A 6,521-nucleotide genomic window follows, 5' to 3' on the forward strand; every position below is an offset into this window, starting at 1 on the left:
CCGGCAGCCGCGCCCCGAACAGGTGCCCGCCGGCCAGCGACAGGATGGCGGGCAGCAACGTGATGGCCGCCACCACCGCCGTGAGCACGGCCACGGCGCTGGCGTAGCCGAGCGACGCCACCAGGGGGATGCCGGCCACCCAGAGCGACAGGAGGGCGATGATCACGGTCCGGCCGGCGAACACGATGGTGCCACCGGAGGTCGCGACCGCCCGGGCGATCGACTCGTGCCGCTCCATGCCGCGGCCCAGCTGGTCATGGTGCTTGGTGACGAGGAACAGCCCGTCCTTGCTGACCAGCCCCGAGGCGGCGTTGGCGAACGGGTCAGGGGCCGAGGCGACGTGGGGCGCCTTGGACAGCGCCTTGTACGACTCCTCGACCGCCTTCTTGTTGGCCGAGTCGGTGATCTTGCCCTTGGGAACGTGGAAGACGAACGGGCTGCTCCCGTTCTGCTGCGGCGGGAAGCGGCTGGCCAGCAGGTCGGTCGCCTGCTGGCTCTCGGTCCCGGGCAGGCTCAGGTCGTTGCTGGTCTCGGCGCCGACGCGCCACACCACCACATGGACGGCGACGGCCAGGAAGGGCCAGAGCGCGACAACGACGACCGCGCGCCTGACGCACAGTCGGCCAAGCCGGTACAGCACACCGGCCATCTGGACAACCTCCCCCCCACCCCGGACCAGCCGACACGCTCAAGATCCGGACACCAAGACAGGCCGACACCGGTCGGTCACGGCCCTCAAGGCGGGCCGGGTTCGCGGCTCACCGTGGTCGAGGCTGCCGCCGCCCGACCACGAAGTAGGAGATCGGCACGACCCCGGCCGAGCCGATGCCCGCCACCACCGAGGCCCACAGCCACTTCGGGCCCCGGATCTGGCTTGCCGGCCGCCGCTTGATGTCGATCAGCGCCGCCACCTTGAGGACGCCCTCGACCACCGCCGCGGCGATCAGCAGCCCGCGGGTCCGTTCGCTGAGATCGCTCCACTGTCTCCTGGTGGCCATGCCATCCTCCATGCGTGCTCCGGCCATGGACAGTAGCTGAAAGAGCGCCCAGCCGACTGATCCCGCCCAGGGGGAGGTCGTAGGATCGGCCAGTCCCGGTACGACTGGAGGCGGCGATGGTGGGTGAGCTCGGCCTGCTCGGCGTCCCCTCCAGCGCGGCCGCGCACGGACCTGGTCAGGAGAAGGCCCCGGCCGCCCTGCGCCGGGCCGGGCTGCCCGAGCGGCTGGTCGCGGCCGGGGTGCACGTCGTGGACTACGGCGACCTGCCCGTGGTGCGCTGGCGGCCCGACCCGGACCAGCGCCGGCCCCACAACCTCCAGGCCGTGGTCGGCGTGCTCCGCGAGACCAGCGGGCGGGTGGGCGAGATCCTGTCCGATGGACGGGTCCCGCTGATCCTGGGCGGCGAGTGCAGCGTCACCATCGCGGTGATGTCCGCGTTCCGGGACAGCGGCGTCGAGCCGGCCCTGCTCTACGTGGACGGCGGCGTGGACCTGTTCACCCCGGCCACCAACCCGACCGGCATCATCGACTCCATGGGCGTGGCGCACCTGCTCGACGAGCCCGGGACCGCCCCCGAGCTGGCCGGTCTCGGCCCTTCCCGGCCCCTGCTCCGCGACGACCGGCTGCTGCTGTTCGGCTACACCGACTACCCGGGTGCCGAGCACGACGTGCTCGTCCGCCGGAACCTCGCCGGCCTCCCGGCCCGACAGGTCCGCGGACGCCCCGAGCAGGCGGCCGAGGAGGCCCTGGCCCGGCTGCGCTCGTCGGCCGACCGGTTCCTGCTCCACCTCGACGTCGACGTGGTCGACTTCCTCGACCTGCCGGTCGCGGACATCCCCCTGCACAACGAGGGCCTGACCTTCGACGAGGCCATGCGCTGCCTGGCCGTCTTCGCCCGCCACGAGGACCTGGCCGGCCTCGTCATCACCGAGTTCAACCCCGACCACGGCGCCGAGGACGGCTCCACCACCGACACCCTCGTCCGCGGCCTGGTCGGCGCGCTCGCGCAGGAGTGGCGCTGGTCCTAGCCTACCTGCCCCGCTGTTCCTGTCGGGCGCCTGGTTCCGATCAGCGGCCTGCCCCACCGGCTCAGCTCGCTGGCCAACGCCTTCCCGCTCGCCCCCCTGTTCGACGGCATGCGCCAGGCGCTGATCTTCGGCCACGGGCCCGGCGCCATCTGGCCGGACGCGCGCAAGCTGCTGGCCTGGCTGATCGTGGGCCTGCTCGTCTCCCTGCGGACCTTCCGCTGGGAGCGCGCCGCCTGACCGGTGCGGCCGCTACCGGAGCAGCCCGGCCACCAGGTTGATGGTGGTGGCCAGGATGACGGCGCCCAGGAGGTACGACAGCAGCGCCTGGCGCAGCGCCGCCGCCCGCAACGCCGAGGTCTGGAGCGCGGTGTCGGACACCTGGAAGGTCATCCCGACGGTGAAGGCCAGGTAGGCGAAATCGGAGTAGCGCGGTCGAGCCTCCTGGTTGAAGTCGATCCCGCCGGCCGGATGGCTGTAGTACAGCCGCGCATAGTGGGAGGTGAACACGGTCTGGACCACCGTCCAGGACAGGGCCACGCTGGCCACCGCCAACCCGGCGTGCAGGTCCCGCGCCCCCGGGCCGCTGGAACGCCCGGCGCTGATCGCCAGCACCACGGCCAGGATGCTGGCCACGCTGGCGACCAGCAGCACGGCGTCGGCGGTGGCCCGGCCCGGGTCTTCACGCAGGGCCAGCCGCGCGGTCGCGGCCGGATCCCGACGCCAGATCGTGGCCCAGGTCCAGGCGACGTAGGCCAGAGCGGCCACGTCCCAGCCGACCAGCGTGCCCGTCTGCCAGCTGCCCGGCACCGCGGCCAGCGCCCCGGCGCAGACGCCGGCCACCGCCGCCAGGACGACGCGGGTCGCCGCCGAAGCGCCAGGCACCCGCCCGGCGTTGTCCGGCACGTCCGGTGTCGTCCTCGCCCTGTCCTCAGCCATGCACCTCACCACTCGATGCCGAGGATCGCACCGGTTGCGTCGGATGTCGTCCCGGTGAGCGGCCGGAGACGCTTCCGGCTGGCGGGCAGGACGTGAACCACGTTGCTTACTCCAACATGCAGCATGCATACTAAACTACGCAGGATTCTGGATCGTCCGAAAGGAACAGATGTGCCAGCCGAGACCCGCAACGACACCGACCCGCGGCGCTACCTCCTGAGCACCGTCCATCAGGGCCAAGCCGCCGTGATCGGCACCATCCGCACCTGGACCTCCATCATCGAGCAGCTGACCCCCGCCCTCAGGTCGCCCGTGCCCGACGTCGACCTGCCCGGCATCGTCGACCGCACCTTCGATCTCGCCGAGCAGACCCTTGCCGCCCAGCACCAGCTGGCGCGCACCCTGGCCGGCGTCGCCACCCGGCAGGTCGCTGTCGCGGCCGAGACCGCCGATACCGCGGTGGCGGCTGTCGAACCCACCGTCGGCGAGCGCCTCCCCCGAGTCGAGGACCTCGTCGCCGCCGAGGCGGAGCGGGAGCAGCCGCGGGCCTCCGGGCAGGACCGCAGGCCCGACGGGCGGACCTACGAGGAGCGCAGCGTCGAGGAGCTCAGGGAGCGGGCGGCGGAGCTTCAGATTGAGGGCCGCTCGACGATGAGCAAGGACGAGCTGATCGCCGCCCTGCGCCACCACCGCCAGCGACGGCCGGCCAAGAGCGACACGCCCGGGAGCCAGCCGCCCAAGCAGGAGCGCCAGGCCGACCGGCGCGCCTTTGAGGAGCGCAGCATCGAAGAGCTCCGGGAACGGGCTCGCGAGCTGCAGATCGAAGGCCGCTCCACGATGAGCAAGGACGAGCTGATCGCCGCCCTCCGCAAGTAGGCGAGGTCCACCTGATCTTCGCCAGGACCGGCGTCCGGAGCCACGGCGAGCTGGTCGGCCAGATCTTCCTGGAGCACTCCGTTCCCCGCTGGGAAGACCGAGCGGACGTGCCCACCGGCTGGCTCGCGAAGGCATCACCGATCCCTGCCGACATCCCCGGTTCGAACGAGGTCTCCTAACCGCGGAAGCCGATCAACCGGTGGCTGTTGTCGCAGAATGGCTTGTTCTGACTCGCTCCACACCGGCACAGGGCGAGGCGATACTCGTCGGCGACCACGTCTCCACCTGGCCGGGTGATCCTGACCCGGCCTCGCACGTACAGCGGCCCGTTGGGGCGGACCTCCATCGAGACCGGTTCGTCTGGGACCTCATCCGGAAGGTCGCCGAGCGCCTCATACCGCAGCGCCCCGGTCGGACAGGTGCGCACCGCCGCGGCCACCTCCTCGGCGGAGGCTCCAGCAAGGTCGACCCAGGGCCGGGCCCGGACATCGAACACGGACGGGAGGGCGCGCAGGCAGCTCCCCACGTGGATACAGCGGCTGGCGTCCCACAGCACCCGGATCCCGGCGCTCTCGTAGGTCCTGGTCGGCCCCCTCGTCCGAGGCGCGCCAGCCTCCGCCGGGTCCTCGGTGGCCCGCTGGGGTTTGTCCACCATGCCGGTTGTCTCTCCTCCCATCACGCCGGGGAGACTCGAGGCTCGGTCCCGGAGTCGAGTCTAGTCCGCCACCCCAACTCCGGAGATGGCCGCCCGCGCCGCCGGAGCGATCCAGCAACGGCTGACCGTCCGCCTCCGGGATGGTCGGGTTTCTTTTGTTTCCACCGGATTGGTGGGAAACTGCTGCCGACATGCCGATCCAGCTGGCCCTGCTGCAGGGTCGTTCCTCGGCGTTCCGACCCGGCCCGATCGCGCCGTGAAGCCGATCGCGTTGGCCGCCAACCGGTTCCCCCGCTTCTACCGGGGCGGGTCGGCCATCGACGAGCTGCGCGGCGGCGCGCCCGGTGCCGACGGGGCGTTCCTTCCCGAGGACTGGGTCGGTTCGACCACGGCCGCGTTCGGGTCGGCCGGCGACGGCCTGACCCGGCTGGAGGACGGCCAGACGCTGCGCGAGGCGATCGGCTCCGACCCGGAGGGCTTCCTGGGGCCGCGCCACGCCGAGGCCTACGGCGACGACCCGGCGCTGCTGGTCAAGCTGCTGCACGCCGGCGAGCGCCTCCCCGTCCACTGCCACCCGGACCGCGGCTTCGCCCGCCGCCACCTCGGCTGCCCGTGGGGCAAGACCGAGGCCTGGGTGATCCTCGGCGGCGACGGCCCTGACCCGGTCGTGCACCTGGGCTTCCGCGAGGACATGGACCCAGGTCGGCTGGCCGGGCTGGTCGAGGCCCAGCGGGTCGAGGCGCTGCTGGCCGCCCTCAACGCCGTCCCGGTGGCCGCGGGCGACACCGTGCTCGTCCCCGCCGGGATGCCGCACGCCATCGGCCAGGGCGTCCTGCTGGTCGAGCTCCAGGAGCCGACCGACTTCTCGGTCCTGCTGGAGTGGGAGGGCTTCGCCATCGACGGCCGGGCCGAGGGCCATCTCGGGCTCGGCTTCGACCTCGCCCTGGGCTGCGTCGATCGCGCCGGCTGGAGCCCGGCGCGGCTGGAGCGGCTGCGCGGCGGGCGGGGGCCGGTGCGCCCGGGGGCCGAGCGGCTGTTCCCGGCCGAGGCCGACCCGTTCTTCCGGGCCGAGCGGCTGCGGCCGGACCCGGCCGTCTCCCTGGAGGCCGCCTTCTCGATCCTGGTCGTCACCGACGGGTCCGGACAGCTGGAGACCCGCGGCGGCTCCATGGGGCTGGGCCGCGGCGACACCGTGCTGGTCCCCTTCGCCGCCGGACCGGGTGCGGTCCGCGGCCGGCTCGAGGCCGTCCGCTGCCTCCCCCCCGACCCGGACGCCGGAGGCGTCCCGTGAGCGGCGAGGAGCTGCTGGTCGGCATCGACGTCGGCACCACCCTGTGCAAGGCGGCGGTGGTCCGCGCCGCCGACGGGACCGAGGTGGCCCACGGCGCGACCCGCACGCCCTGGACGGTCGTGCCGACCGGGGCCGAGCTGGCCCCGGAGCGGCTGCTGGAGGCGGCGGTGGCCGCGACCGCGGCCGCCCTGGAGCAGGCCCCCGGCGGCCCGGTGGCCGGCGTCGGAGTGACCAGCATGGCCGAGACCGGCGTGCTGCTGGACCGCCACGGCCGGCCCCTGGCCCCGGCGATCGCCTGGCACGACGCCCGGGGCGAGGCCGAGGCGGCCCGGCTCGCCGCTGACCTGGGGGCCGAGCGGTTCCCGGCCCGCACCGGGCTGCCGGTCCGCCCGCTGTGGTCGATCGCCAAGTACGCCTGGCTCCGGGCCCACCACCCGGAGGTCGCCGCCGCCGTCCGCTGGCTCGGGGTGGCCGAATGGGTGGTCAAGGGCCTGGGCGGCGAGCAGGTGGCCGAGCTGTCGCTTGCCTCCCGGACCGGCCTGCTCGACCTGGAACGGCGAGCCTGGTGGGAGGAGGCCCGGGCGTGGGCCCAGGCACCGCCGGGGCTGCTGGCCGACCTGGTCCAGGCGGGCAGCCCGGCCGGCCGGGCCGGCGCCGGACGGCTCCCCCGCTTGGCCGGGGCGACCCTCACCGTGGCCGGCCACGACCACCTCAGCGCCTCGGTCGGGGCCGGCGCG

Annotated in this window: 9 protein-coding genes and 1 pseudogene; 6 read left to right on the plus strand and 4 right to left on the minus strand. The window is 73.7% G+C overall.

The features are described 5' to 3' along the window. Together VF468_04615 and VF468_04620 are read right to left on the minus strand one after the other, a co-directional pair. Positions 1–649, minus strand: a 649-nt coding sequence (locus tag VF468_04615) for an MMPL family transporter (GenBank protein ID HEX5877598.1), incomplete at its 3' end; no start/stop codon positions are given. A 109-nt stretch (positions 650–758) separates the two neighbouring features. Next, positions 759–998 carry a hypothetical protein gene (locus VF468_04620; protein HEX5877599.1) on the minus strand — a complete coding sequence of 80 codons (240 nt, stop codon included), beginning with the start codon at positions 996–998 and terminating at the stop codon, positions 759–761. A 116-nt stretch (positions 999–1,114) separates the two neighbouring features. On the opposite strand from VF468_04620, the gene VF468_04625 reads away from it, so the two are divergent. After that, positions 1,115–2,026, plus strand: a complete 912-nt coding sequence (locus VF468_04625) for an arginase family protein (GenBank protein HEX5877600.1) — start codon at positions 1,115–1,117, stop codon at positions 2,024–2,026. Positions 2,027–2,134: 108 nt separating this feature from the next. Next, positions 2,135–2,263 (plus strand): hypothetical protein, encoded by a 129-nt coding sequence (locus VF468_04630; protein HEX5877601.1) that lies wholly within the window; start codon positions 2,135–2,137, stop codon positions 2,261–2,263. Positions 2,264–2,275: 12 nt separating this feature from the next. Here the strand turns inward: VF468_04630 and VF468_04635 are convergent, their stop codons facing one another. Continuing rightward, entirely contained in the window at positions 2,276–2,962 is a 687-nt protein-coding gene (locus tag VF468_04635; protein ID HEX5877602.1) for a DUF1345 domain-containing protein, read from the minus strand. Positions 2,963–3,541: 579 nt separating this feature from the next. Here VF468_04635 and VF468_04640 point away from each other — a divergent pair. Together VF468_04640 and VF468_04645 are read left to right on the plus strand one after the other, a co-directional pair. Next, positions 3,542–3,652, plus strand: a pseudogene (locus VF468_04640) (Rho termination factor N-terminal domain-containing protein). A gap of 93 nt (positions 3,653–3,745) precedes the next feature. Next, positions 3,746–3,838, plus strand: coding sequence for a Rho termination factor N-terminal domain-containing protein (locus tag VF468_04645; protein ID HEX5877603.1), 93 nt, complete (start codon positions 3,746–3,748; stop codon positions 3,836–3,838). Between the two features lie 175 nt (positions 3,839–4,013). On the opposite strand, the gene VF468_04650 is transcribed toward VF468_04645, so the two are convergent. Continuing rightward, positions 4,014–4,493, minus strand: coding sequence for a (4Fe-4S)-binding protein (locus VF468_04650; protein ID HEX5877604.1), 480 nt, complete (start codon positions 4,491–4,493; stop codon positions 4,014–4,016). A 256-nt stretch (positions 4,494–4,749) separates the two neighbouring features. Here VF468_04650 and VF468_04655 point away from each other — a divergent pair, with 256 nt between their 5' ends. Together VF468_04655 and VF468_04660 are read left to right on the plus strand one after the other, a co-directional pair. Continuing rightward, positions 4,750–5,784, plus strand: coding sequence for a class I mannose-6-phosphate isomerase (locus VF468_04655; GenBank protein HEX5877605.1), 1,035 nt, complete (start codon positions 4,750–4,752; stop codon positions 5,782–5,784). Then, positions 5,781–6,521, plus strand: a 741-nt coding sequence (locus VF468_04660) for an FGGY family carbohydrate kinase (GenBank protein ID HEX5877606.1), incomplete at its 3' end; no start/stop codon positions are given. The genes VF468_04655 and VF468_04660, both read left to right, overlap by 4 nt.

Source organism: Actinomycetota bacterium (assembly GCA_036280995.1).
Lineage (GTDB): Bacteria > Actinomycetota > CALGFH01 > CALGFH01 > CALGFH01 > CALGFH01.

Excerpts from the sequence above, each read along its gene's own strand:
- VF468_04620 (HEX5877599.1), bottom strand. The coding sequence starts at position 998 with ATGGCCACCAGGAGACAGTGGAGCGATCTCAGCGAACGGACCCGCGGG.
- VF468_04625 (HEX5877600.1), top strand. The coding sequence starts at position 1,115 with ATGGTGGGTGAGCTCGGCCTGCTCGGCGTCCCCTCCAGCGCGGCCGCG.
- VF468_04630 (HEX5877601.1), top strand. The coding sequence starts at position 2,135 with ATGCGCCAGGCGCTGATCTTCGGCCACGGGCCCGGCGCCATCTGGCCG.
- VF468_04635 (HEX5877602.1), bottom strand. The coding sequence starts at position 2,962 with ATGGCTGAGGACAGGGCGAGGACGACACCGGACGTGCCGGACAACGCC.
- VF468_04650 (HEX5877604.1), bottom strand. The coding sequence starts at position 4,493 with ATGGTGGACAAACCCCAGCGGGCCACCGAGGACCCGGCGGAGGCTGGC.